The organism is Malaciobacter pacificus, from assembly GCF_004214795.1.
Lineage (GTDB): Bacteria > Campylobacterota > Campylobacteria > Campylobacterales > Arcobacteraceae > Malaciobacter_A > Malaciobacter_A pacificus.
In genome coordinates this window covers 1,266,531-1,291,962 of the sequence record NZ_CP035928.1, presented here as the reverse complement: position 1 = coordinate 1,291,962, position 25,432 = coordinate 1,266,531, and the positions used below count along the sequence as shown (strand labels likewise).

The following is a 25,432-nucleotide window of genomic DNA, read 5'->3' as shown; positions in this document are numbered from 1 at the left end:
AATAAGACACTTTTTTTATAATTCTATGCAGCTATTTCATTTTGTAACATCAAATTGATTTCTTCAAATCTAACAGGTGATAAATTTCCAAGATAACTATGTGATCTTGTTCTATTATAATAAAACTCAATATACTCAAAAATCTCTTGTTTTGCTTGTTTTTTAGTATAGAAATATTTCTGATAAATTAACTCATTTTTTAATGATTTAAAAAAACTCTCTGCTACTGCATTATCCCAACAATTTCCTTTCCTACTCATACTTTGAATTATTCCATATTTTTGCAATAAATCTTTATGACTATAAGAAGCATATTGACTTCCTCGATCTGTATGCCAAATAAGTCCTTTAGGTGGATTTCTATGTTTAATTGCCATATCTAAAGCATCATTTACAAGTGATACTTTCATACTATCATCAATAGACCATCCAACAACTTTTCTTGAATATAAATCAATTACAGTTGCAAGATACAACCATCCCTCTCCAGTAGGAATATAAGTAATATCACCAACATATTTCTCATTAGGATTTGAAGCATAAAAATCTCTATTTAAAATATTTGGTGCTATTGGTAGATTATGATTTGAATCTGTAGTATTTTTATATCTTCTTTTAATATTCACTTTTAGATTCAAATCTTTCATAATAGTAGAAATACGTCTTCTTGATACAATAAGCCCATAGAGTTCTTTTAGTTTATCTTGAATTCTTCTACTGCCATAATTATTTCTACCAAAAACAAATATAGATTTTACAAGTTCATTAAGTTGAATATCTACTTTTTTTACAATACAACCAGCTTTTACCCAATGATAATATGAAGCTCTATTTACTTTTAGAATTTTACACATTTTATTGATATTGAAACTCTTTGTATGTTTTTGTATCCAGGCATACTTTATAGAGTTTCTTTTGCGAAGTATGCTGTTGCTTTTTTTAATATATCCCTTTCTTGCTTTAAAATCTTATTCTCTTTACGTAAGCGTTTAAGCTCTTCAGCTTCACTCTCTTTGAGTGTACTTTTTATTTCAATATTCCTCATTGGAATATTATGTTCTTTTTTATATGCAGTAACCCATGCATATAATGTTTTTGGATTTAAATCTAAATCTTTTGCTATATCTTTTACATTTTCATTATTGTTAATAATTAATTGTACTGTTGAGTCTTTAAACTCTTGACTATATTTTCTCATGGTAACCCTTATTCATTTTTTATTTTAACGCAGAATCTCTAAAATTCTTTGTCTGAATTTATGTTACCACTCCAATGAGTTTGTAATAATTATTAGAGATTATAAAAATTATTCTGAATTAATATCTATAATTTCAAGAGTTCATAAATATATTTCAACACCATGGCTAGTTCATAATAATCCGATTTCTATAAATTGTAGTACGGGAATTGCAATTTATCCAAAAGATGGAAAAACTTCAATTCAATTAATGAAAAATGCTGATATTGCAATGTATGAAGCTAAAAAACTAGGAAGAAATCAATATCACTTCTTTACAGAAAAATTAAATAAAAAAGTGCAAGATATTATTTCATTAACTAAAGATATGACAGAGGCATTAAAAGATAATGAGTATGAACTATATTATCAACCAAAGGTTTCTATAAAAAATTCAAAAATTTGTGGCGTTGAAGCATTAATTAGATGGAATTCAAAAAATGGATTAGTTCCACCAAATAAATTTATCCCCTTAGCTGAAGAGAATAATTTCATTTTACAATTAGGCGATTGGATTGTAGATGAAGCATTGAATCAATATATATTATGGAAAAAAAATGGAATAGATTTAGTTATGTCTATAAATATCTCAGCTAAACAAATTAGTCAAAAAAACTTTGCAAAAGAACTAATAAAAAAAATTGACTATTATGAAATTAATTATTCTAAAATTGATTTAGAAATAACTGAATATATGTTTTTAGAAAATAGAGAGTTTACAAATGAAAACTTAGAAAAACTATTAGAAAAAAATATAAGTATATCTTTAGATGATTTTGGTACTGGTTATTCTTCTTTATCTTATCTTAAAAAATTCCCTATAAATAATCTAAAAATAGATAAAACATTTGTAGATGATTACAGTACAAAAGAGGGTTCGATTTTCTTAGAAACAATTGTTAAAATGGCACAAGCTTTAAATATGAGAGTTATTGCTGAAGGAATTGAAGAAGAAGCACAACTAGAATATCTCAAGAAAATATCTTGTGATCAGTATCAAGGATATTACTTCTCTAAACCTTTAAAGGCTAAAGATTTAGAAGAGCTTTATTTTCGAATAATATCGTAATAATCTGGTGCAGAGAATTTAAAAATTTCTTCACTTAGATTAGTGTTTTCAATACTATCATTAAAAGTTATTATAACTTTATTATCTAACTTATCTTTATACTTTATAGTATGAATTTTGTTATTTTCTAAACCTATTAAATAATCAACATCTTCAATTTTTGAAACATAAGTTTTTTCATCAATTTTATTTGATTTATTTAATAATTCAATAATATTTATTTCACTCTCTAAGTTTGTAATGATTGCTTGCTCAAGTTCTGGTTCATCTACAATTGCATAATCTTTTAAAATATATACATTTTTAATAATAGGCGTTTTATATTTCCATAGAATTTTCCCATCATCTTTTATATATACTTCTCCTGTGTAATTAATTTCATTTCCATTTGAAGAGTCAATTACTTGTGAAAAGTCTGCTTTGAAACTTCTTAAGTTTTTAATATCTTCTATTGCATTTAAACTACTAAAAATTGCTAGAAATATAAACAATAATTTATAAAACATTCTTTAACCTTTTTTTCTATATAATCTAAGCGATTATAACAAAAAGGAAATTATTTTATGTTAAATGTTTTTTCAAAGATTTTTGGTACGAAAAATGACAGAGAAGTAAAGAAATATCTAAAAAGAGCTCAAGTTATAAACTCACTTGAGAGCAAATATGAAAAATTATCAGATGAAGAATTAAAAAGTGAATTCAATACACTAAAAGAGCTTGTACAAAATGAAGGAAAATCATTAGATGAAGTTTTAAATGACTCATTTGCAATAACAAGAGAAGCAGCAAAAAGAGCTTTAAATATGAGGCCTTATGATGTCCAATTAATTGGTGCAATGGTTTTAAATGAAGGTCGAATTGCAGAAATGAAAACAGGGGAAGGAAAAACTTTAGTTGGATCTCTTGCAGTTTCATTAAATGCACTTTCAGGTAAAGGTGTTCATGTTGTAACAGTAAATGATTACTTAGCATCAAGGGATGCAGCTGAATTAGAACCTTTATACAATTTCCTTGGATACAGTGTTGGCGCAATTGTTGGTGGATTAAGAGATGATGAACAAAGAAGAGCTCAATATGCAGCTGATATAACTTATGGAACAAATAATGAATTTGGATTTGATTATTTAAGAGATAATATGAATTATGATATCAATGAAAAAGTTCAAAGGGGCCATAATTTTGTAATAGTTGATGAAGTTGACTCAATTTTAATTGATGAAGCAAGAACTCCTTTAATTATCTCTGGACCAACAAATCACAAAAATTCAAATTATATTGCCGCTCATCAAATTGCAATGCAATTAGAAAGAGGTGAATTAATTGAACCAAAAAGAGCTGATGAAAAACCTAAAACAACAGGTGATTTTGTTGTTGATGAAAAAAATAAATCTGTAATATTAACAGAACAAGGGCATGAAAATGCAGAAAAACTATTTGGTGTAGATAATCTATACTCTATAGAAAATGCAATGCTTTCTCACTCACTTGATCAAGCACTTAAAGCAAACTATATCTTTGAAAAAGATGTTGATTATGTTGTAAAAGACAATGAGATTATTATTGTTGATGAATTTACAGGAAGATTAAGCGAAGGAAGAAGATTTAGTGAAGGACTTCACCAAGCGCTTGAAGCAAAAGAAGGTGTACAAATTCAAGATGAATCACAAACACTAGCAGATATCACTTTCCAAAATTACTTTAGAATGTATGACAAACTTGCAGGTATGACAGGAACTGCCCAAACTGAAGCAACAGAGTTTGCAGAAATTTATAAACTTGATGTTGTATCAATTCCTACAAATGTTCCTATCAAAAGAAATGACAAAAATGACTTAATCTTCAAAAGTGAAAGAGAAAAATTCAACGCTGTTTGTGATAGAATTAAAGAACTTCATGAAAAAGGTCAACCAGTTCTTGTTGGTACTGCTTCTATTGAAAAATCTGAAAAATTACATAAAATATTAAGTGAAAAGAAAATCCCACACACAGTTTTAAATGCAAAACAACATGAAAAAGAGGGTAAAATTATTGCTGATGCTGGACAAAAAGGTGCTGTAACAATTGCTACTAATATGGCAGGACGGGGAGTTGATATTAAATTAACTCAAGAAATTTTAGATCTTGGTGGATTAGCAATTATAGGAACTGAAAGACACGAATCAAGAAGAATTGATAACCAATTAAGAGGACGTGCTGGAAGACAAGGTGATGTTGGTGAGTCTCAATTTTATCTATCATTAGAAGATAATCTTTTAAGAATCTTTGGAAGTGATAAAATCAAAGGAATCATGGAGAGATTAGGTATTGAAGAAGGTGAACATATCGAATCTAAAATGGTTACTAGAGCAGTTGAAAATGCACAGAAAAAAGTTGAAGCTATGCACTTTGAGTCAAGAAAACATTTACTTGAATATGATGATGTTGCAAATGAACAAAGAAAAGTAGTTTATAACTTCAGAAATGATCTATTAAAACCTGATTATGACATTACTTCAAAGTTAGATGAAAATAGAAATGAATATATTGCTAACTTACTTGCAAATGCAGAAATTATCAATGGTATGCCAAGTGAAGACTTCAACTTTGATTATGTTAGAGCTAAACTTCAAGAAGAGTTACATTTAGTAGTTACTCAAGAAGATATTCAAAGTGAAACATATGAAGAGTTAGAAACAAAACTATTTAATATCATAAAAGAAGTATATGAACAAAAAATGAGTGTAGCAGCACCAGATCAAAAAAGTGAAATTGAAAGAATTCTTTATTTACAAATTTTAGATAAAGCTTGGAGAGACCACTTATATGCAATGGACACTTTAAAAGCTGGTATTGGACTTAGAGGTTATAATCAAAAAGACCCACTTGTTGAGTATAAAAAAGAGTCATATAACATGTTCATAGAGTTTATTACTAATATTAAACATGAAATTATTAAAGTTTTATTTACAATCCAACTTCAAAGTCAAGAAGATGCAGCAAAAGAGCAAGAAGCCTTAGAAAAAATGAAAGAAGAAATGGAAAGTTCAACTGAAAACAGTGTAACAAATGTTGATAAAGAAGCAGTAATGTCAAGTGATAAAAAAATAGCAAGAAACGATCCTTGTCCTTGTGGAAGTGGAAAAAAATATAAACAATGTTGTGGAAAAAGTGGACCTAAAAGAGGTTTAGCAGTAGGAAACTAATTTGAATAAAAAATTAGTAAATTTTATTGTAAAAAAATATCTTAGGTTTGATAAAAAAAATCCTTTTATCTCTATTAGTGCTATTTTAGCATTTTTAGGGGTAAGTATAGGGGTTATGGTACTTATTTTATCTATGTCTATTATGAATGGTACTGCTAAAGAGTTTGAGAAAAAACTTTTTACTATGAACTATCCATTAACAATCTATCCAAAATTCCAAAATAGTTTAAATGAAGAGCTTTTAGCTAAACTTCAAAACGAATATAAAGATTTAAAATTTTCTCCTTTTATTTCATCTCAAGCAATAGTTCAAAGTGGTGATGCTATGAGTGGGGGTATGATTTTTGGTGTAGACTCACAAAAAGAAGCCCAAATAAACTCAATTTATGCCCAAGCTATAAAAGAGCAAGAATTAAACAAATATGATATTATCACTGGTGCTGGAATATCTGATAAACTATACTTAAATAGTGGGATGAAGGCAACTTTATATTTTACGGAACTAAACCCAACTGGTTTTTCAATGATGCCTAAAATGAAAAGATTTACATATAAAAACTCTTTTACTTCAGGACTAAATGCCTATGATAAAGCATATATGTATACTTCATTAGAGGCTTTACAAACACTTCTAAAAAAACCTGTAGGAACTTATGATGGAATACATGTTTACTCAGATGATGCTTTTAAAGATATAGAAAAATTAAAAGTGAGTTTAAAAGATTTTGATGCAGCAGTTATTGGCTGGTGGCAACAAAATGGTAACTTCTTTGCTGCAATGAAAATGGAAAAAACTGCCCTATTTATAGTATTAATGTTAATTATTTTAGTTGCATCTTTAAATATTATCTCATCACTTCTTATGACTGTTATGAGTAGAAGAAAAGAAATAGCCCTACTTTTATCAATGGGTGCTACTACAAAAGAGATTAAATCAATATTTTTAAGAGTTGGAACAATAATTGGTTTTTCTGGGATTCTAACAGGTATTGCACTTGGATTCTTTGGATATTGGTTATTAGACACATTTGAGATTGTATCTCTTCCTGCTGATGTTTATGGTACTGCTAAATTACCCCTTGACTTAGCATTAAGTGATTTTATATCAATTGTAATTGGAGCTATTATTATAGTTGTAGTATCTTCATACTATCCAGCTAAAAAAGCAACAAAAATTGATGTTATTGATGTTTTAAGAAATGAATAATAAATAAGCCCTACTCTTTGGGCTTATTTATTGGTTCTTGATTATCAATATTATCTTGACCATTCAAAAAATCTAATAATTTTGCTGGACTTTGAAGCAGTCTTTTTGCAATATTAACAGGTACACTAAATGTATCTTTTGTTAAATTTGTAGATATTTTAGGATTATTTAAAGGTCCAAAAACATCAACTTGCGTTTCAACTCTATTATTATCACCTAGTAGTACATAGTTAACTATTGGTATTGCGCCAACAATTTTTGAATAATCTTTTAAGAAAATCATTTTTATTTTTGATTGTAAAGTCATTTTTGATAAATCAATATCACCTTGTCCATCAAAATCAATTCCATTTCCAACTGTTACAAGTTTTTTAATCTTTAAATTCTCTTTTTCTTTACTGTAGTTAAACTCTATATTGCCATTTATTATTTTATACCCACTTAGATTAAACCCACCATTAGTAGCCATTCCTACAACAGAAGGAACTGCTAGTAAAGGATTAATTAAAGCTGGACTAGTGTGAATAAACAATAATAAATTATTTAAAATAGCTAAATCTTCTACCTTACTATTTTCTATAATTACTTTTCCATCAAGATTATTTATATCTCCTTTTGCTAAAAGCATATAATTACCATCATTTAATATTTTTTTATCAAAAATTGCATTTATAAATTCACTTTTAACATCACTAGCAAAAATATCAATACCATTTTCACTATTTTCTTTAAATGTTATATCACTTTGTTTATATTGAAGATGTAAAAACTTAGATTTTTCTCTTAATCTTATTTCTAAGGCATCTGATAAAAATTTATATTTATCATTCATTATGATTCTTGATTTCTTTGCAGTTAAATTAAAATTTTTGTAACTATTAGTTCCTTCATTTAAATCAGTATTATATAAAATATCATAACCATTTAAATCAACAGAAATATCATCATCTTTTAAAATCAAATTTAAATCATTGTTATATGTATAAATTTCTGTTTTCTCTTTAGTATAACTACCTTTTAGCTCTAATTCTTCAACTAACTTCCCATCTTTTTTCAAAGGTAAGTCAAGATTTTTTACACTTGCATCAAAATATATTATTTTAGGATTTAATTTAACTTTTGCATTTTTTAAACTATATGTATCATCTTTTAAAATTAAGTTTGAATTTTCTAAATCTATATCAATTTTTGGAAACTCATTTAAAGAAGATGAACCTTCATCTTTCAAATTAATATCAATATTCTTTAATTTGATTTTGATTGTTTGATTCTTTGATTTTTCAATTTTTATTAAATTATCACTTGAAGATATTTCAAAATCCCCATTTTTTATAAATCCATTTAATGATAAAGATGTAATAGATTTTGAGTCATTAGAGATTGGATAGTTTAACCCTGATACCTTACCTTTAAAAGTTAAGTTATTTTCATCTTTTATACTTAAATTTAAAGCTCCACCTTTTAATGAATTATCTTTTAATAATTTTGAATAAGGATAAAGCAGTGATAAATCATCTATGTTTATATAAACTAAATCTTTTACTAAGACATTCGTTTTTAACTTATCAAGTTTTACTGAAACTGTATTATTAAAATCAAGCTTTAGAGGAGTTTCTATATTTTTTATATTTAATATCTCATCTTCACTTGATATATACAATGACTTAATTTTTGCATTACCATTGGCTTGTAAAGTTTTAGTATTTAATTTCAAATTAACAATAGCATCTATCATTTTTTGATACTTAAAACCTGTGTTTTTTATGTTAACAATATTATTATCAACTAATATTTTTCCTTCTTTTGAAGTAAATTCAAAATCATTTATGGCAATTAATGCATTTTTTATTTCAAATTCACCTTTTGTAATCATTTTTTTTGAACTTAGATATGGAACTATTAATTTTAAATTTGCATTCGTTATTCCACTTTTTTGAGTTATTGGAATATTTAATTTGAAAGCTTTTAAAATTTGATGGATATCTTTGTTTAGTGTAGTTTTAGCTTTAATATTAATTTCAACTTCACCTTTGTTTAGACTAGTTAGATTATGAATAATTACATTACTTCCATCCATAGCTGTTTTTTTATATTTTGGTTCAATTAAATTAAAAGAGAGCTCATCATTATCATAATTTATATCAACTTGTTTCACATCTAATGCTTCTACATCTTTATGAAAACTAATTTTTGCATTAGAAATTGAAGCTTTACCATTAAGAGTTTTCATTAAAACTTTATTGTTTTTTAAATCATAACTTCCATAAAACTCTTTTAAAGTGATATCTCCTTTAACATTGTCATACATCCATGCTTCTGCATCTTTATCTAAATCTATATAATCTTTTATAAATTTTAAACTTTTGAAAGATTCACTATCTAAATAAAAATTCATTAAACTTTTTGTTGCGTCAATTTTAAGATTTCCTGTTATATCATCTTTTTTGTACTTACCAAAATAATTGACTTTTTCATTAAAATAATCAATTTTAACCTTACCTAATAATAAAAGGTTTATATCTTTTAGATAAATTGAATATAAATCTAAAACTACTTGATTTGAAACAATATCAATTTTTGAAGATATATTTACAAATTTATTATCTAAGTAAACCATTTCATCATTTAACTGAATAGTAAATTCATTTCCATCTATTAAAAATCTTTCGATATTTATTCTTTCAAATATTTTTAATGCTTTTGGTAAAAGTTCAATATCCTTCTTTATATCCTCAAAAGAGTTAATTGTTTGTGATTTTTTTGAAGTATAAGTTATTTTTTCAATATTTACAATAAGCTTTTTATTCAATTTTATATAAAATTGCGAAACTGAAAAATCACCAAAAGAGAAAGAGTTAATTTTTATGCCTGCTAACAACAATGAATATAATGAAATTGAAGAGATTGTAACAAAAAGAAAGAAACCTATTAGAAGTTTATTTATCTTCGACATTATAGAGTTTGTCCTTGTTTGTAGTATTGTTATACTGTTTTATATTACCATGACTGTAAACACTACAAAAGTATTGTTTATTCCTAAAGGTAGTACTAATAATATCATATCTTACTTGAATAAAAACGGCTATGAAATGAATATTGTTGATAATATTGTTTTAAGAGGTCTAGGATATATTCAAAGTGGTTGGATAAATATAGATGAGAATGAGCTTACAAAAATGGACTTTTTGTATAAACTTACAACTTCAAAAGCTGCCCTAAAAACAGTTACTTTAATACCAGGTGAAACATCATACATATTTTTAAAAAAATTAGCAAAAGAGTTTAATTTATCAGAAGAAAAACTAAATAAAATTTATGAAAAATATGCTTATAAAGCAGATGGAAATATATTAGCTGATACATACTCTTTACCATATGGTATGAATGAAGATCATATGCTATTTTATCTATTTTCTCAATCAAATAAAAGATATGAAGAGTTTTCTAAAAAAATCTTTGGTTATTATGATAAGAAGAAGTGGTATTATTATTTAAGTCTAGCTTCAGTTATTCAAAAAGAAGCTGCAAATGAAGATGAGATGCCAATAGTTTCAAGTGTAGTGCATAATAGATTAAGAAAGGGTATGAAACTTCAAATGGATGGTACTTTAAACTATGGTAAATATTCTAATCAAAGAGTTACAGCTCAAAGAATAGATGAAGACACTAGCTCTTATAATACTTATAAATTCAAAGGTTTACCTGAGAACCCTGTTTGTGCAGTTAGCTTAAATGCTATTAAAGCAGCAATTTTTCCAGTAAAAAGTAAATACCTATATTTTGTAAGAGATAATAAAACAGGTCTTCATAAATTTTCAACTAATTATAACACTCATGTGAATAATATTAATGCCAATAGAGGTGTTCCTAAAAACTACACAAAAGAGAAAAAAGAAGAAAATGATATTGATATTGAAGCAAAAAAAATTATGAAAACAGATGTTTCAGAGCAAAAACCAGCTAGTATCAAAGATTTATTCAAAAGTATCAATTAAACTACTGTGAAATTTTGAAACAACAAAATTTCACAATAAAAAAACACCCCCTTTTTCATCAAGCTTAAAATCAAAACTAGATAACATACTCTATCTTTAAATCAAAACTTAGGAAATAACATGTCAAAAATTGTTTACACAAAAGTTGATGAAGCTCCAGCTTTAGCAACGTATTCGTTCTTACCAATTATCCAAGCTTTTACAAAAAGTTCTGGAATTGAAATGGTACAAAAAGATATCTCATTAGCAGGAAGAATCTTAGCAAACTTCCCAGAGAACTTAACAGAAGACCAAAAAATTGGTGATGCATTAGCAGAACTTGGGGAAATGACTCAAGACCCAAATGCAAACATTGTTAAATTACCTAATATTTCTGCTTCAATTCCACAATTAAAAGCAGCAATTGCAGAATTACAATCAAAAGGTTACAATGTACCTAACTATGATGAATCTGAAGAAATTTCTGCAAGATATGCAAAAATCTTAGGATCTGCAGTTAACCCAGTACTAAGAGAAGGTAACTCAGATAGAAGAGCACCAGGTGCTGTTAAAAATTACGCAAAAAATAACCCTCACAGAATGGGAGAGTGGACAAAAGATTCTAAAACTGATGTTGCTCACATGACTGAAAATGATTTCTATGGTGCAGAATTATCTACTACTTTAGATAAAGAAGATAACTTCAAAATCTCTTTTGTTAATAAAGCAGGAGAGGAAACTGTATTAAAAGATTCTTTACCATTAGAAGCTGGTGAAATTGTTGATGCTACTTGTATGAGTGCTAAATCTTTACAAGAGTTCTACCAAGATGCAATTGATGAAGCTAAAAAAAGAGATGTATTATTATCACTTCACTTAAAAGCTACTATGATGAAAGTTTCTGATCCAATTATGTTTGGATTTGCTGTTAAAGTATACTTCAAAGATTTAATTGCTAAACATGGTCAATTATTTGATGAAATGGGTGTAAACTTCAACAATGGTTTAGGTGACTTATACTCTAAATTAGATTCTATTGATGCAGACAAAAAAGCTGAAATCTTAGCTGATATTGATGCAGTTTATGCAGAACAACCAAGACTTGCAATGGTAAACTCTACAAAAGGAATTACTAACTTACACGTACCATCTGATGTTATTATTGATGCTTCTATGCCTGCTATGATTAGAGGTGGTGGTAAAATGTGGAATGCTGATGATAAAGAAGAAGATACTTTAGCAGTTATTCCTGATAGATGTTATGCAAGATCTTTCCAAGCAGTTATTGAAGATTGTAAAGAAAATGGTAAATTAGACCCAACAACTATGGGAACAGTTCCAAATGTTGGTTTAATGGCTAAAAAAGCTGAAGAATATGGATCTCACGATAAAACTTTCCAAGCTAAAGAAGATGGACAATTTGTTGTTTCTAATAGTGCTGGTGAAGCTGTATTTACATTTGATGCTGGTGAAGGTGATATCTTCAGAATGTGTCAAGCTAAAGACGCACCAATCCAAGATTGGATTAAATTAGCAGTTACTAGAGCTAGATTATCAAATACTCCTGCAATCTTCTGGTTAGATGAAAACAGAGCACATGACGCTGAGATGATTAAAAAAGTTAACAAATACCTACCAGAGCACGATACTACTGGTTTAGATATTTCTATTATGTCTCCTGTTGATGCTACTAAAAAATCATTAGAGAGAATGAGAGCTGGCTTAGATACTATTTCTGTAACTGGTAACGTATTAAGAGATTACAACACTGACTTATTCCCAATCTTAGAGCTTGGAACAAGTGCTAAAATGTTATCAATCGTTCCATTAATGAAAGGTGGAGGATTATTTGAAACAGGTGCAGGTGGTTCAGCTCCTAAACACGTACAACAATTCCAAGAAGAAGATTACTTAAGATGGGATTCTTTAGGTGAATTTATGGCTTTAGCTGCTTCATTTGAACACTTAGCAAATACACAAGGAAACAAAAAAGCTCAAGTTTTAGCTGATACTTTAGATAAAGCTACTGGAACATTCCTATTAAATGATAAATCACCAGCTAGAAAATTAGGTTCTATTGATAATAGAGGTTCGCACTTCTACTTAGCAATGTACTGGGCTCAAGAATTAGCTACACAAACAACTGATGCTGATTTAGCTGCAGAGTTTGCTCCAATTGCAAAAGCTATGACTGAAAACGAAGATAAAATCGTTGCAGAATTAGTTGCTGATCATGGAAAACCAGTTGATATGGGTGGTTACTACTTACCAGATGATGCTAAAACATCAGCTGCTATGAGACCATCAGCAACTTTAAACTCAATTATTGGATAATATTTACCAATTATTTTTTAAAGGCAAGGCTTTGGCTTTGCCTTTTTTTATGCCTAAGATTTCTCAACACTTCTTACACAAAAAAAGAATATAATAAAATAAAAAGGTTCATATCATGAAACAAACATTTGAGGTATTAAATGTAAAATGTGGAGGATGTGCAAATACATTAATAACATCACTTGAAAAAGATTTTGGTAAAGTTGAAGTTAATTTAAATGTAACTCCAAGAAAAATAACATTAGATATAGAAGAAAATCAATTAGATGATTTAAAAACTAAATTAAGAGGTTTAGGTTATCCATTAACAACAGATGAATTAAGTGGTCTTCAAAAAGCTACAACTACAGCTAAAAGTTTTGTATCTTGTGCTATAGGAAAAATGAACTCATGATTTTGAGTTCATTATAACTTTTCTAAAAACTCTTCAATAGAGTTTTTTATCTCTTCTTGAGTAACTCCATCTTGTAAAGCATTTAATTTTACTTTAGAAGTAAATAGTTTATTTATGTTTTTATCATTTATTTCATATACAATATAACTATTTTGATTTCTATCTTTTATATCTAAAATATTTGCAATTAGACCTTTACTATCGTTTATAAGTGGGATTTTTGAGTCTTTAAATAACTCTTCTAATTTTCCATCAACTGCAAGCTTTTGAATTAACCAAGGTGTATTAACAATATTAGCAACTAAAATAATATCTTTATTTGTATATTTATGTAAATCTTTAAAAACTGCTAATCCATCATGATTTAAAACAACTAAATATTGTTTTCCACCAGTAAATAAGTCTTGAAATTTAGTATATTCACCTTTTGATACTACATCAAAAAATCTAGGAAATGAGTCTAAAGTAATATCACCTTTAGAATAATTTTTCTTAACTGGATTTGGATTCTTTGGTGCAGTAAAATATACTAGCAAACCAAAACCAACTACTCCTAAAAATACTATTTTTAATATGTTCTTCATCTAATCTCCATCAATTGTTATTCTTTACTCTTTTTGCCCATCTTTTAAAAAGTCGAAACGTAGTTATATTTGAATCAATTTCTTTATCATTATATAAATTTTCTACTAAATTATTTGCAAGATAAGGAGATAAAACAAAACCTCTTCCCCCTACTCCATTAATAATAAACAAATTATCAATTGTTTGAAGTTTATCATCTTTAATAAATGAGCCATTTATTAAATGAGGGAACATTTCAAAAGATTTTTTAGAATCAACCAATCTGCCAACTATTGGAAAATAATCAGCACTAGATGCCCTTGCTCCAATTTTAATATCAATTATTTTTACTTCACCTAAAGGTTTAATATCATTTGCTAATTTTAATAACTTGTTACAGTCATTGTTCATAATTTTTAAAGTTTTTTCATTGTGTTTTATATTATTTATATTTTTTAACTTTAAGTTATAGCTAGTATCACTCATATCTTCATTAAATCTATTATGAGTAGCTCCAATTGAAACTATATTTTTATCTTCATAAACTTTTGAAATAGATAAAGAGCACTCTTTATGATAATTAATATTTGTAGAAGTATTAGTTAAAACATCAATCTTTTGCCCCCAAACAGGACGAATATTTAGATACTTCTCTTCTATAAGTGATATATCAGCACCCGTACATAAAAAAAGATTCTTTGTTTTTAATTCATCATTAATAATCCAAGAGTTATTCTCTTTTTTTATTTTCATTACTTCATAATTTAATAGCTTATCAACATCTTTAGTTAATTTTTTACAAATATTATATGGATCTACTACACTACCTATTTCAAAAAAATAACCATCTTCTAACTCTTTATACTCAAAATCCATATAAGGTTTATATGATTGAAACTTTTCATCATCTTTTTCATCTTTTGGAATTCTACAAGTTCCACAACTTGTAATATCTTCACTAAAGTTTTTTCTATAAAAATCTACAGAAAACTGTAAAGAGTTTGTAATTAAATCTTTGAAATTATTAGGTTTACCTAGTAATGGAGATAAAAAAGCACCAGCAGCTCCACTTGCACCAAAAGCTACATCTTCATTTTTATCAATTAAAAGAGTCTCTTTAGAGTAGTTATTTAAAAAATATGCTAAAGAACAACCTGCAATACCAGCCCCTATAATTATATTTTCATACTCTTTTTTATACATTTTTACCTATCTCTTCATTTAATTGATAGTTTGGTCTCCAATAGCCTCTGCCACCTTTTAAACTAATACATTTATATTCTGGAAATTTATTTTTATAAAAGTTTAATCTCTCTTTAGTAGTTTTACCTGTATCACAATAAAATACAAAAACAGAACCTTTTGGATAATTAATCATTTCATAAGGATTGTATGTGATAGTATCAATATTATCTAATGGTTTTAAAATTGTATCAATTAAAACCACTTTAACATTATCTTTTTCTAACTCTTTTGCATACTTATATAGCTCTTGTTGAGTCCATTCATCTTTACTAAACATTTAAATCCTATTTATTGTTAAAGTATTATACTAAATGCTAGATAAATTACTAACCTTGATTGACTTAGACTCAAGTTTGTGCTATAATTTTATTTGTAAATTTGAATAAATTATTTGAGGTAGGAATAATAAATGGCAAAAAGTTTATATGAAACATTAGAAGTAAATGAAAATGCTTCAATGGATGAAATTAAAAAAGCTTATAGAAAATTAGCTAGAAAATATCATCCAGATGTAAATAAAGATAAAGATGCAGAAGAAAAATTTAAAGAGATAAACGCTGCATACGAAGTTTTAAGTGATAAAGAGAAAAAACAACAGTATGACCAATTTGGTGATTCTATGTTTGGTGGTCAAAATTTCCACGACTTTGCAAGAGGTCAAGGACAAGGTGTTGACTTAGATGAAATTTTAAGACAAATGTTCGGTGGTGGTGCCGGATTTGGTGGAGGAGGTTTCAACCAAAGTGGATTTGGAGGTTTTGGAGGGTTTAGTGAACCTGACTTAGATATGAATGCTCAAATAACAATTCCATTTACAACTGCAATATTAGGTGGTAAACAACATATTAATATAAATAATGAATCATTTGATATTAAAATTCCAGAAGGAATTAGAGATGGTCAAAAAATTAGAGCAAAAGGAAAGGGTAAATCATATAATGGTCAAAGAGGTGATTTAATTATCAAAATAAATGTCTCTTCTAGTCCTGAGTATGAGTTAGATGGTGATACACTAATCAAAACTTTTGATGTACCTTTAAAAACAGCACTGTTTGGTGGTAAAATTTTAATTAATACAATTCATAAAGATATTACTTTAAAAATTCCACAAAATACAAAACAAAACCAAAAATTTAGAGTAAAAGAGCTTGGAGTTTTAAATAGAAAAGCTGGAGTAAAAGGTGACTTATATTTAAAAGTAAATATAGTTTTACCTAAAGTTGAAAATTTAGATGAAGATCTTGTAAAAATTCTTGAAGAGAAATTACCTGAAAATTAAAAAGGTTTATCATGGAAAAGAATAGCTATAAAGAGCCTGTATATCTTATCTCTGCAGTTGCTGAGATACTTGATATTCATCCACAAACATTAAGACAATATGAAAGGGAGGGTTTAATAAAACCTTCTCGAACAAACGGCAAAATAAGATTATATTCTCAAAAAGATATCGATCATATAAAGTATGTATTAACTCTAACTAGAGAACTTGGAGTAAATCTAGCAGGTGTTGATATCATCTTACAATTAAATAATAAAATAAAAGAGCTAGAAACTCATATAGAAATTTATAAAACTAAAATTCAAAAGATAAATAATATGTCAGTAGTTCCAGATACAAAGGCTTTAGTAGTTAAAAAAACTTCCTTTGATATGGTTATTATTGATAGTAAGAAAAAAGAGAGTTAATTCTCTTTTATTCTTCTATTTTAGGCGATACATGTTGTTGAGTTTGTACAATATGGTATTGTACAACATAATCTCTCATTAAAGGTGGAACATCTAAATGATTTTCATCATTAACTCTAACTGATGCTTTCTCTTCATTTTCCTCACCTTCTTGTTCAAACTCTTCATTTTTAGACTCGAAACCAGTTGCAACAATAGTGATTTTAACTTCATCTTTTTCAAGTGTACTATCTGAAGTCGTACCAAAGATAATCTCAGCATTTGAATCCATTCTATCATTAATAGTTCCCATAACACTATTAATAGCAAATAATGAAACTTGAGGGTGAATATTAAAATGAATTAAAATACCTTTTGCTCCATTTAGTGATACTTTATCAAGTAGTGGAGAATCAATAGCATCTTCTAAAGCTCTTTGAGCAGCTTCTTCACCTTTTGCTCTACCAATACCCATTAATGCCATACCTCTATGCTGCATAATAGTTTTAACATCAGCAAAGTCAGTATTAATATCTGAATTACCTGGATTTAAAATAACTTCAGACATTCCATTTACTGCTTGATATAAAATATTATCAATGATTTTAAAGGCATCTTTCATACCAACATTTTCATCAATAATCTCTAATAATCTATCATTTGGAACAACAATGATTGAATCACTTACTTTTTTAAGTTCTTCTAATCCTAAGTTTGCAAGCCCTGCTCTTTTCTTACCTTCCCAAGTAAATGGTTTAGTAACAACAGAAACTGTTAAAGCTCCAATCTCTTTTGCAGCTTTTGCAATAATAGCAGCAGCCCCAGTTCCAGTTCCTCCACCAAGACCAGCAGCAATAAATACAATATCAGCACCTTTTAAAATGCCTTTAATCTCTTCAAATGATTCAACAGCAGAGTCTCTACCAATTTCTGGCTTCATTCCTGCACCTAAACCTTTAGTAAGTTTAACTCCAAGTTGAATCTTTTTTGGTGCCTTTGAAATATTTAAAACCTGTAAATCTGTATTAGCAGCGATTAAATCGATTTTATGAGAACCTTCATTAATCATGTGGTTAATCATATTACAACCACCACCACCAACTCCAATTACAGAGATTTTGGCTACATTATCAGATAAAACCTTATTTGGCATATCAACTTTTATATCATCTACATTAAATAAATCTTCCATTAAAACCACTCCGATACTTTATTCCAAAATCTAGAAACACCTTTTTTCTTCTCTTTATTTAAAGGAGTTAATACAGTTGAATTATCTTTAATCTGATACTCTTCTTTTTGAGAATTTGATAAATGTTGCTTATCAGCTTGAGTTGGATTCCCAATATGAACACTTTCTAGTTTTTGTTCTTTATAAACCTCTTTTTTTATTGGCTTAACAAGTTTTTTACTAGAATCTAATTGATAATTTCTATTTGTACCAAGAGAGTATTGTAATAATCCCATAATAGTTGATAATGTAGGTTCATCAAAATTAATAAACCCATTTTTGATATTTTTAGGCATAGAAAGACTAATTGGAATACCATCAAAAACTTTTTCTGCAAGTTTTTTTATTCCATCTAAGTTACTTAATCCACCAGTAATTACTATACCTGAACCAATATTATCTAAAATACCACTTTTCTTTAGTTGATTTTTAACTAAAACTAAATCCTCTTCAACTCTTGCATGAATTATTGTTTGAATATAATCTAAAGCAACTTCAGAAGTAGTATCTTCATCACCAATTCTTGGGATCTTAACTTTTGTAATTCCAAGTTCATTATTTGGAGTATAATCTTTTGTAATAGAACCATACTCTAATTTAATTTTTTCAGCTGCCCCAGGAGGTGTATGAAGCATAACTGATAAGTCATTAGTAATATGATTAGATCCAACTGGAATAAATCCATTATGAACTAAAGAGTTTGCTTTATAAGTGATAAATTCTGTTGTAGTAGCACCCATATTAATAACAGTTGAACCAAACTTTTTTTGTTGTTCATCTAAAACTGCAATCGCTGAAGCATAACCATCTAAAACAAATTTAACCATATCAAATCCTGCTACATTAAGTGCAGATTTAATATTTGTTAAAGCTGTTCTTTTAGCAGTTACAATAAATACTGAAACTTCAAGTCTTGAACCATTCATATTTAAAGGATTATCAACTTCAACTGAATCATCAACTTTAAAATAAATTGGAATAACATGAACTACTTCATATTCAGGAACGATAGTTGCATTATATAAAGCCATTTGCATAACTTGATTAATTTCTGTTTCAGTTATAAGCCCATTTGGTACATTTACAGAACCAGAACTTCTAAGACTTTTTGAGTAGCTACCTGAAATTGAAACTACACAATTATCAACAGGTTCTGTTGTACTTTTTTTTGCTAGGTTAACAGCATTTTTTATAGTTTTTGAAGCCTCTTCAATATCAACTATTAAACCTTTATTAACCCCTGCACTTTTTTGGGTACCAGTACCTAGAATATTTATATTATTTTCTAAATCATGCTTTGCTATTACTGCATGAATAAAGGCTGAACCTATGTCAATTGCTAATAAAGTATTATTCAATTATTGATCCTTTGTCTGAATTGATGATTGTATTTCAAATTTAGTTTCTAGGCTTTTAATTAAATTAGTCATTAATTCTTGGTCTTGCATTTGTACTAAAGTTTGTTTAACTAATTCATCTTTTGATGCATCATGTTTTCCAAGTCTTGAGTCTAAAACTCTGTATAAAACAATACTGTCATCAAATTTTACAACACCCTCTTTCGAAGTTGATGCAAATAATTGTGATAAAAACTGTGCTGATTTTGATTCATCTAAATCAATCTTGTCTAAAGACTCTCTTGTTATTCCTTTAGCAACAGTACCTTGGAAAGTTTTTAATTGCTCATTTGCTAATTCATTTAATTTTTCTTCTTTTAATGTTGCTGAATAATCTTTTGATGCTAAAGCTTTTGCATCAGCATATTCTAAAGGTTTTGGCTCATTAATTTTAGTTACTTTTACAATTACATACTCATCATTTTCTAAGAAAGGTTTGATTAACTCACCTACTTTAGCTTGTGAAATTTTCGTATTATTTTCAGAAGAATAAGGTAATTGAGACTCTTTAAAACTAACTTGAGTCTCTAAAGTAGAATCACCTTTTTTATAATTTAAATACTCTTTTAATGCTTTTGTTTTAGTAGCTTTTGAGTCTAAAGCTTTAATAATTTCAGTTTTAGCCTCTTCTAAACTTTTGATTTTTCCATCTTCTTTTTTATAATCTAATTTAAATTTGTCATAGTGAGACTGAATATCTTCATCTGTAGGATTAGAAGACTCTAATGGAATTTTTGCTGTTAATAATTCGTATGAAACTTCAGATAGATATCTATTTTTATTCTCTTCCCAGTATTTTTTCAACTCTTCTTCATTTATTTCAACATTAATTTCATTTGATGAAATCACTTTATATTCAATATCATCTTCAATAAATAAAATTTTACTTAAATTTTGAACTTCAATATTTGTGGGTTGAATTTCAAATAAGGCTTGAACTTTCTGAAGTAAAATACCTCTTTTTAAACTATCTTCAAATTTTGCTGGAGTAGTTCTGTTTTGTGCTAAAACTTTGATATAAGTATCTTTATCAAACTTACCATCTTTTACAAATGCATTATATTTTACTAGCTCTTTTGCAATATCTTCATTTGTTACATCAAGTCCTAATGAATCTGCGTAAGACAAAATCAAATTCTTTTGTATAGTTTGGTTATATGCAATATCTTTTAAGTTTAATTTGTCAGCCATTTCTTGATTGAACATAGACCCAAATGTTCTTGCATATTGGTCATATAGTCTTGAATACTCTTCTTGATACTCTTCAACAGATACTTCTCTATCTCCAACTACAGCAACAACTCCACCTTGTTTTCCATAATCGTAAGATCCCCAACCTACAAATCCAGCTCCAACAAATGCTATTGTACTTATCCAAATTGTTATTACTAGCCACTTTTTGTGTCTTTGCATCCAGCTTATCATAAAATATTACCCTCTTAAAAATTTTAGATATATTACTGAAGAGTTGCTTTTAACTTAGTTAAATGAACTATAATTAAATAATATTAGTATTAACTTTAGTCATTAAGTCATTTATAACTGACTCTCGAATTGTTATTTCTAGTTTTTTACATGCACTTTTAAAAGCTTCATCTTCCCCAACAATAAAACACATACTTTTAGCCCTTGTGATTGCAGTATATAAAAGTTTAGTATTATGCATAATATAGTGAGAAAAACTCATTGGGATTAGTGCATTATCATACTCCATTCCTTGAGTTTTATGAATTGTTAAACAGTAAGCAAGTGAGAGTAGATTTGATAAACCATCAAAGTCATAAAATACTACCATATCATCATTTGGGTATAAAACAATACATTTATCTTCTTCAAAATCTAGTTTTATAATAAGTCCTAATTGACCATTATAAACACGTCTTTCTAAGAAGTCTGATGAGCCACTTTTATACATACTCATTGTTTGAGCTTTCATATTTTCATTTTTTATATGAATAACTTTATCAGAAATTTTATACTCATAAAGTTTTGTTTTATGGGCTTTTCCTTTTGTATGATTGAAAAGCTTTTGAAGTTGCATATTTAAATTATCAACTCCTAATAATCCACCTTTCATAGGTGTAATTACTTGAAAAAGAGTTAGTGCTTTTGAGATATTTTTCTTCTTAATAAAATCATAATATTCTTGAATATAACCAGCTGAAATATTTAGTATATTATTCAAAATAAGCTCACTATTTTCACTTCTAATATCAGAAAATTCTGTAGGTGCTATTGAGTTTTTTTGTGCATAATAGTTTGAAATTGAGACATCAATAAATTTAAAATCTTCATACTCTTCTTTGTACTCAGGAACTTCTCCTTTTCTAATATCATTTGCAATAACAGCAATTGCTTGATTTTCATTTTGTCTATAAATTTTAGTTAATTTACAAATTGGAGCTAATTCAAATTTAATTGAATCAGCTAAAATATTACCTGCACCAATAGCAGGTAATTGACCATCATCTCCAACAATTATAAATACTGTATCATCATCAATTTTTGAGATAATTTGATAAAAAGTAACTGAATTTACCATAGAAGCTTCATCTAATAAAATCACTTTATAAGGAAAAAAATCTTTCTCTTTATGTTTTACCAGTAATGATTGTATTGTTGAAGAGTTATATCCTGTAGTATCAGCAATTCTTTGACTAGCAATACCACTTAATGCAATAGTCATAATGTCATCATAAGATACAACTTCTTCAAGTAGTTCTAAGATTGCCCTACTTGAAGTTGATTTACCAGTTCCTGCATAACCAATTAAAAATAATGTTTTATCTCCACCATTTATAAGTTCAACTGCACTTTTTTGTTCATCACTTAACTCAAAACCTAAGGTTTTCTCTTTTTTTACAATATAATCTTCAAAGTTTGATGTTATAACTCTATTTTTTTCATTTGCCCTTCTAGTAAAAAAATCTAAAATATTTTTTTCTGCATAATAAAGCATTGAAAGAGCATATCTATTTTCACTTGTTACAAAAAGCTCTTCATCAACAAGCATTTTTGATATAGCTTGTTCATAAAGTGCTTCTTCATTATTAAATCTAAGTGATTCATCTAAAAGTTTATATAAATGATATTTATCAATTGAAGAGTTTCCATTATTGTCACAAAACTCTTTTAAAGTATAATTTAAACAAGCCATAATTCTAAATTCACTTCGAGGGTCTATTCCTAAAGCTTTTGCTATTTCATCTGCTTTTTTAAATCCTATTCCTCTTATGTTTATTAAAATATATGGATTGTCTTTAATTTTTTCTATTAAATTATCAACTTCACCAAGTGATGAATAAATTTTAGTAATTAAGTTTGAAGTAACTCCATATTTAGCTAAAAAAGAGCCTAGTTCTCTTAAGTGTTTAAACTTTTGCCAAGAAGCTACAATTTTTTCTAATTTCTTCTCTTTAATACCTTTAAAATCTAATAATTTATTTGGGTTATTATTTAAAATATCAATTAGTTCTTCTTCACTATATTTTTCTAAAAGTTCATGGGCAAACTTATGTCCTATCCCTTTTACTATTTTTGTTAAAAAGAAAAATAGTTCTGCTTCTTTTAACTCTAAAGTATCAAACTCAAATTGCACACCATATTTTTTGTGAGTTGTCCAATTTCCAGTTAAAATAACTTCTTCACCAACTATTTTTTCAATATCAGTGTCAAAATATGTTCCACAGATTTTTTGATTATTCTCTAAAACTGCGATTACATATTTATTTTCATCATTTTTATATAATACTTTTTTTAAAACGCCTGTTAATTTGAAGCTTTTGTACTCTTGATCTGACATTAATATCCATCATCAAATTTTTTATGTTTATGTTTATCTTTACTGTAAGAGTTTTTCTTTTTCTCTTTTTGCAATAAATTTGCATCTTTTAAAAGATTAGCTCTTTCTGTTTCAAAAGTTTCTGAGTGATTATCAACATACATTAATGTTTTATCAATAAAATCTTTTAATTGGGAATAATAAGGTGAATGAAGTTCTACTGGATCAGCTTTTTTTAGATCTTCATAATTTTTTAAAGTTCTCTCTTTGAATAATTCATAATTAAAGTTATCAAGTTTTAATAAAGACATAGTTCTAGTTAAAAATTTATCTAAAACTCTAATATATCTTATTCTTTGTTGTTTTTCATGCATTATTTTAAAAGTTCTTCTAAATTTTCTATTGGTCTTGCAATAACAGCTTTTCCATCTTTTATAATTACTGGTCTTTCAATAAGTTTTGGATGATTAACCATAGCTTCAATGACTTTATCTTCATTAGTTTCATCTTTTAAATTTAAAGACTTGTATTCATCTTCACCTTTTCGTAAAAGCTCTTTTGCACTAATTCCTAGCATTTTTAATACATTTATGATTTCTTCTTTTGATGGAGTTTCTTCAAGATACTTAACAACCTTTGGTTCAATACCTTTTTCTTCTAATAAATTTAAAGCATTTCTAGATTTTGAACATCTTGGGTTGTGCCATATTTGTATATCTTGCATATAAATACCTCATTTTAAAATTTGAGGTATTATATCAAAAAGTTTTTTAGATAGAATAAATTATTACATTTTGTAATATTTTAAAATGTAGAGTTAACTCCAATAAATGGTCCACTAAACTCTAATTTTGTATCTGAATCTTTGATTGTTCTATTTTTATATCCAGCAACTAACGATGCTTCACTTAAAGCATAAGGTTTAATTCCAGCAGATAAAAAATAATCATAAGAGTAATCTATATTTTTGTTTTTACCATATCCAGCGCCATATGATAACTCAATATTTTCTATATCATGGTTAAACTCAAGCTCTAAAGATGGATATAATTCATTGTAATCTTCAGTTTCATTTACATCTAATGTCACATAATTCATATCAGCACCTATACTAAGATCATCAATGTTATATCTATATCCAAGTTTAAACCACTGAAGTTTTGTATCAATAACACCTGTATTAACAACTGAAAATTCATCTTCACTTGTAAAATATTCTGCAACAATACTACTATCTTTTATATCAAGTTTAACCTCTGGAATAATAGTATTAGATTTGCTTGATAGTGACATTCCAGAACCTGATAAATCTGTTGTAATTGGAGAAAATGTTAATTGTGCAGAAAAGAATACATCTCTTTGTAATTCTACTTCTTTATTAGGAGTTAACTTAACTTCATCTTTTAAAATCAAATCATTTTGTTTTGGAAGTTTTATTTCATTTGTTTTTTTTACTTCTTCTGCAATTATTGTATTTTCTTCTTTAGGTACTTCTTGTACAATCTTATCAACACTTTTATATCCATCAGGAATAGGAGTTGATTGTGTATTTACCTCTTTAGCATCAATAACAGTATTTCCTAAAGTAATAAAATTATATTCATATTGTTTATCTTTTGATAATTCACTCAAAGGTAAATAATCATCAGAAAATAAAAAAGATGATGTTAATAAACCTAATAAAACTGCTTTTTTCATATAATTCTCCAAATAATAATGTTGAATAATATCTTTTTTTATCTAAAAGTTAATTAAGAAGAATATTATTTAAATTTTCTAAACCTAATTTTTTTAAATCTAAATGAATTTGTCCCATTTTATTTGATTTGTGATTTAAGATTATTGGAGAAAAGGTATTTAGACTATTTTGAGTATTTTCAGTTTGTAGTACAAATATATAAAATATTGAAATATCATCTAAGTTTTTGATATCTAATTTAGTATTGAAATCTTCTGGGAACTCAATAGCTAAGTTTTTTAAAGCACCAAAATTCATAAGTCTTAGTTGTTTTTGGGACTCTTGTGCGGTAATTATAGAAAAGAAATCATCTACTTTTTCAAAACTAAACTCTTTTTCTTCTTCAAATCCATCAATTGGAACAACTACTTCAAATATCATTCAAAAACCCTTTTAAGTGATTAATTATTCTAC

General features: G+C 27.3%; 23 protein-coding genes. 8 read left to right on the top strand and 15 right to left on the bottom strand.

Annotated features, from left to right (window positions below; all coding sequences use genetic code 11):
* Window positions 1-23 precede the first annotated feature (23 nt).
* A complete protein-coding gene (locus tag APAC_RS06510) occupies window positions 24-905 on the bottom strand; it encodes an IS3 family transposase (RefSeq protein ID WP_233750439.1) in 882 nt (293 codons plus the stop codon).
* On the bottom strand, window positions 902-1,198 hold the full coding sequence (locus APAC_RS06505) for a transposase (RefSeq protein WP_044416656.1): 297 nt from the start codon (window positions 1,196-1,198) through the stop codon (window positions 902-904). Before APAC_RS06505 ends, APAC_RS06510 begins: the two co-directional genes overlap by 4 nt.
* Before the next feature lie 34 nt (window positions 1,199-1,232).
* Between APAC_RS06505 and APAC_RS06500 the strand changes: the two genes are divergently transcribed.
* Window positions 1,233-2,306, top strand: coding sequence for a putative bifunctional diguanylate cyclase/phosphodiesterase (locus APAC_RS06500; RefSeq protein WP_337584623.1), 1,074 nt, complete (start codon window positions 1,233-1,235; stop codon window positions 2,304-2,306).
* Here the strand turns inward: APAC_RS06500 and lolA are convergent.
* The gene (gene lolA / locus APAC_RS06495; RefSeq protein WP_130233340.1) at window positions 2,285-2,812 is read right to left on the bottom strand and encodes a LolA-like outer membrane lipoprotein chaperone; all 528 of its coding nucleotides are present in this window, start codon (window positions 2,810-2,812) and stop codon (window positions 2,285-2,287) included. The two genes, APAC_RS06500 and lolA, sit on opposite strands and share 22 nt — an antisense overlap.
* Window positions 2,813-2,869: 57 nt before the next feature.
* Between lolA and secA the strand changes: the two genes are divergently transcribed.
* Together secA and APAC_RS06485 are read left to right on the top strand one after the other, a co-directional pair.
* Entirely contained in the window at window positions 2,870-5,488 is a 2,619-nt protein-coding gene (gene secA, locus APAC_RS06490) for a preprotein translocase subunit SecA (RefSeq protein ID WP_130233339.1), read from the top strand.
* 1 nt (window position 5,489) lies between these two features.
* Complete coding sequence (locus APAC_RS06485; RefSeq protein WP_130233338.1) at window positions 5,490-6,695, top strand: ABC transporter permease; 1,206 nt, start codon at window positions 5,490-5,492, stop codon at window positions 6,693-6,695.
* A 10-nt stretch (window positions 6,696-6,705) separates the two neighbouring features.
* Here the strand turns inward: APAC_RS06485 and APAC_RS06480 are convergent, their stop codons facing one another.
* Entirely contained in the window at window positions 6,706-9,648 is a 2,943-nt protein-coding gene (locus APAC_RS06480; protein ID WP_228255965.1) for a YhdP family protein, read from the bottom strand.
* Here APAC_RS06480 and mltG point away from each other — a divergent pair.
* From mltG to APAC_RS06465, 3 genes are all read left to right on the top strand, one after another.
* Window positions 9,560-10,690, top strand: a complete 1,131-nt coding sequence (gene mltG / locus APAC_RS06475) for an endolytic transglycosylase MltG (protein WP_130233336.1) — start codon at window positions 9,560-9,562, stop codon at window positions 10,688-10,690. The genes APAC_RS06480 and mltG overlap by 89 nt on opposite strands.
* 120 nt (window positions 10,691-10,810) lie before the next feature.
* Complete coding sequence (locus APAC_RS06470; protein WP_130233335.1) at window positions 10,811-13,003, top strand: NADP-dependent isocitrate dehydrogenase; 2,193 nt, start codon at window positions 10,811-10,813, stop codon at window positions 13,001-13,003.
* Window positions 13,004-13,118: 115 nt separating this feature from the next.
* Window positions 13,119-13,397, top strand: a complete 279-nt coding sequence (locus APAC_RS06465) for a heavy-metal-associated domain-containing protein (RefSeq protein WP_130233334.1) — start codon at window positions 13,119-13,121, stop codon at window positions 13,395-13,397.
* Window positions 13,398-13,408: 11 nt separating this feature from the next.
* Here the strand turns inward: APAC_RS06465 and APAC_RS06460 are convergent, their stop codons facing one another.
* Genes APAC_RS06460 through APAC_RS06450 form a run of 3 tightly spaced genes read right to left on the bottom strand, consistent with a single transcriptional unit; the run spans window position 13,409 to window position 15,483 of the window.
* Window positions 13,409-13,981 (bottom strand): hypothetical protein, encoded by a 573-nt coding sequence (locus APAC_RS06460; protein WP_130233333.1) that lies wholly within the window; start codon window positions 13,979-13,981, stop codon window positions 13,409-13,411.
* A 10-nt stretch (window positions 13,982-13,991) separates the two neighbouring features.
* Window positions 13,992-15,164 (bottom strand): FAD-dependent oxidoreductase, encoded by a 1,173-nt coding sequence (locus tag APAC_RS06455; protein ID WP_130233332.1) that lies wholly within the window; start codon window positions 15,162-15,164, stop codon window positions 13,992-13,994.
* A complete protein-coding gene (locus tag APAC_RS06450; protein WP_130233331.1) occupies window positions 15,157-15,483 on the bottom strand; it encodes a hypothetical protein in 327 nt (108 codons plus the stop codon). The genes APAC_RS06455 and APAC_RS06450 overlap by 8 nt, the downstream gene beginning before the upstream one ends.
* A 132-nt stretch (window positions 15,484-15,615) precedes the next feature.
* Between APAC_RS06450 and APAC_RS06445 the strand changes: the two genes are divergently transcribed.
* Both APAC_RS06445 and APAC_RS06440 read left to right on the top strand, forming a co-directional pair.
* Window positions 15,616-16,485 carry a DnaJ C-terminal domain-containing protein gene (locus APAC_RS06445; RefSeq protein ID WP_130233330.1) on the top strand — a complete coding sequence of 290 codons (870 nt, stop codon included), beginning with the start codon at window positions 15,616-15,618 and terminating at the stop codon, window positions 16,483-16,485.
* An 11-nt stretch (window positions 16,486-16,496) separates the two neighbouring features.
* Window positions 16,497-16,892 (top strand): heat shock protein transcriptional repressor HspR, encoded by a 396-nt coding sequence (locus APAC_RS06440; protein WP_130233329.1) that lies wholly within the window; start codon window positions 16,497-16,499, stop codon window positions 16,890-16,892.
* Between the two features lie 7 nt (window positions 16,893-16,899).
* Here the strand turns inward: APAC_RS06440 and ftsZ are convergent, their stop codons facing one another.
* The 8 genes from ftsZ to fliW form a co-directional block, all read right to left on the bottom strand.
* The gene (gene ftsZ / locus APAC_RS06435; RefSeq protein ID WP_130233328.1) at window positions 16,900-18,063 is read right to left on the bottom strand and encodes a cell division protein FtsZ; all 1,164 of its coding nucleotides are present in this window, start codon (window positions 18,061-18,063) and stop codon (window positions 16,900-16,902) included.
* A complete protein-coding gene (gene ftsA, locus APAC_RS06430; RefSeq protein WP_130233327.1) occupies window positions 18,063-19,460 on the bottom strand; it encodes a cell division protein FtsA in 1,398 nt (465 codons plus the stop codon). The genes ftsZ and ftsA overlap by 1 nt, the downstream gene beginning before the upstream one ends.
* Window positions 19,461-20,924: a peptidylprolyl isomerase gene (locus APAC_RS06425; protein WP_130233326.1), complete on the bottom strand. Its 1,464-nt coding sequence runs from the start codon at window positions 20,922-20,924 to the stop codon at window positions 19,461-19,463.
* A 73-nt stretch (window positions 20,925-20,997) separates the two neighbouring features.
* The gene (locus tag APAC_RS06420; protein ID WP_130233325.1) at window positions 20,998-23,301 is read right to left on the bottom strand and encodes an AAA family ATPase; all 2,304 of its coding nucleotides are present in this window, start codon (window positions 23,299-23,301) and stop codon (window positions 20,998-21,000) included.
* Window positions 23,301-23,654: a hypothetical protein gene (locus APAC_RS06415; protein ID WP_130233324.1), complete on the bottom strand. Its 354-nt coding sequence runs from the start codon at window positions 23,652-23,654 to the stop codon at window positions 23,301-23,303. Before APAC_RS06415 ends, APAC_RS06420 begins: the two co-directional genes overlap by 1 nt.
* Window positions 23,654-24,004, bottom strand: coding sequence for an arsenate reductase (glutaredoxin) (arsC, locus tag APAC_RS06410; RefSeq protein WP_130233323.1), 351 nt, complete (start codon window positions 24,002-24,004; stop codon window positions 23,654-23,656). Before arsC ends, APAC_RS06415 begins: the two co-directional genes overlap by 1 nt.
* An 80-nt stretch (window positions 24,005-24,084) precedes the next feature.
* Complete coding sequence (locus tag APAC_RS06405) at window positions 24,085-24,978, bottom strand: porin family protein (protein ID WP_130233322.1); 894 nt, start codon at window positions 24,976-24,978, stop codon at window positions 24,085-24,087.
* Window positions 24,979-25,027: 49 nt separating this feature from the next.
* The gene (fliW, locus tag APAC_RS06400; RefSeq protein WP_130233321.1) at window positions 25,028-25,399 is read right to left on the bottom strand and encodes a flagellar assembly protein FliW; all 372 of its coding nucleotides are present in this window, start codon (window positions 25,397-25,399) and stop codon (window positions 25,028-25,030) included.
* Window positions 25,400-25,432 lie beyond the last annotated feature (33 nt).